General features: G+C 71.6%; 1 pseudogene. It reads left to right on the top strand.

Annotated elements, in window-relative coordinates:
* Positions 1-110: 110 nt before the first annotated feature.
* A pseudogene (gene glnE / locus VTU_RS27455) lies at positions 111-2128 on the top strand (bifunctional [glutamate--ammonia ligase]-adenylyl-L-tyrosine phosphorylase/[glutamate--ammonia-ligase] adenylyltransferase); the annotation flags it as partial.

Raw genomic sequence — 2128 nt, forward strand, 5'->3', positions numbered from 1 at the left:
CCGAGCCGACCAGCGCACGACCGGCTCTGCCGGGCCACGGCTGGCGTCTCCTCAGGCGCAGCCCCGGGGAGGATGCATCCACGTCGGCGCGGCCTGCGGCCCCGGACACCATGCAGCCAGCGTGCGCTGAAGCGCCCGAGAATCCATCCCCGCCCGGCGTGCCTCTTGTTCCGGGCGCCGGGCATGCGCGCTTCTACCAGCGCCTGCAGCGTCGCTACGCAGACGATCTGTCCCTGCTGCCCCCGGGCGCTCCGGTGCTGGCCACCATGGAACGGACCTACGAGGCCCTGCGCGCGCGCGGCTGCGACACGGCAAGCGCCCTGCGGGTGCTGCGCCAACTGGTCATGGAGCGCCTCATGCGCATCGACTGCGCGGCGCAGGCGCCGCTGTCCGAGATCACCCGCGCCATGACCGAACTCGCCGAACTGGCGCTCGACCACGCCTGCCGCCAAGCCCGGCAGGAGCTCGACGCGCGCCACGGCGCGCCGTGCGGGCCGCAGGGCCAGCCGGTCGCGCTGTGGATCGTCGGCATGGGCAAGCTCGGCGCGCGCGAGCTCAACGTCTCCAGCGACATCGACCTGATCTACGTCTACGAACAAGACGGCGAGACCGCCGGAACGGCCGACGGGCGCGGGCGCATCTCGAACCACGAGTACTTTGCGCGCGCCGTGAAAGCCATCTACGGCCTGATCGGCGAGAGCACCGAACATGGTTTCGTGTTTCGCGTGGATCTGGCGCTGCGGCCCAACGGCCAGTCGGGGCCGCCCGCGGTTTCCCTTTCTGCGCTGGAGGAATACCTGCAAGTGCAAGGCCGTGAATGGGAGCGCTTTGCCTGGCTCAAGAGCCGCGTCGTGGCCCCGCGCGCGAGCATCGCCAGCGCCGGGGTGCAGGCGCTGCGGGGCGTGGTGCTGCCCTTCGTGTTCCGGCGCTATCTGGACTACGGCGTGTTCGAGGCGCTGCGCGCGCTGCACCGCCAGATCCGCGAACACGCGGCGAAACGCAGCGCCGGGCACCCCGAGCGCGCGAACGATGTGAAGCTCTCGCGCGGCGGAATCCGTGAAATCGAATTCATCGTGCAACTGCTGCAGGTGGTGCGCGGCGGGCAGTTCCCGGAATTGCGTTGCCGCCCCACGCTCGACGCCTTGCAGCGCCTGGCCCGCGCAGCGCTGATGCCCCCGGAGACCGCCGACGCCCTGGCGCGGGCCTATGTGTTCCTGCGCCGCGTGGAACACCGCATCCAATATCTGGACGACCAGCAGACGCACGCGCTGCCCACGCGCGACGACGATCTGGCCTGGATCGCGCACACGCTGGACTACCCGGACTGCTGCGCGTTCCTGCACGCGCTCGACGCACACCGGGAACTGGTCGCGCAGGAGTTCGATACGCTGCTCGGCGGCCCGGGGAAAAAGCCCTGCCACGGCTGCTGTGCTGCCGGCGCGCCCCCCCCGTGCCGGAACTCGACGGCCTGCTGGAACAACTGCCGCCGGACCTGCGCGCACGCGTCGCCGAGTGCTGCCGCCACCCGCGCGTGACCGGGCTGCGCGACGAGGCGCGCGCGCGCCTGGTGCGCCTGGTGCAGCGCAGCGCGCAGTGGGTCGCCGAGGGGCGCGTCAGCGAAACGGCCGCCGTGCGCCTGATCGACTGGCTGGAGTCCTTGCTGCGCCGCGAAAGCTACCTGGCGCTGCTGCTCGAGCGCCCCGCGGTGCACGCGCAGTTGCTGCAGTTGCTGGGCGCGGCCCGGTGGCCTGCGCGCTACCTGCTGCAGCATCCGGGCGTGATCGACGAACTCGCGGGCGACGCGCTGCTCGCCGAACGCTTCGTGGCCGCCGACTTCGAGCGCGAACTCGCGCTGCGCCTGACCGCGCTGCGCGCCACCGGCGAGGACGACGACGAGAACCTGCTGAACCTGCTGCGCCGTGCCCAGCACGCCGAAATCTTCCGCACGCTGGCGCGCGACCTGGGGCGCTGCCTCACCGTGGAGCAGGTGGCGGACGACCTCTCCGCGCTCGCCGACAGCGTGCTGCGCGTCACCACGCAATGGTGCTGGAGCCGCCTCAGGGCGCGCCACCGCGAGCACCCGCAATTTGCCATCATCGGCTACGGCAAGCTCGGCGGCAAAGAGCTT

Source organism: Verminephrobacter aporrectodeae subsp. tuberculatae At4, assembly GCF_000193225.1.
GTDB lineage: Bacteria > Pseudomonadota > Gammaproteobacteria > Burkholderiales > Burkholderiaceae_C > Acidovorax > Acidovorax aporrectodeae.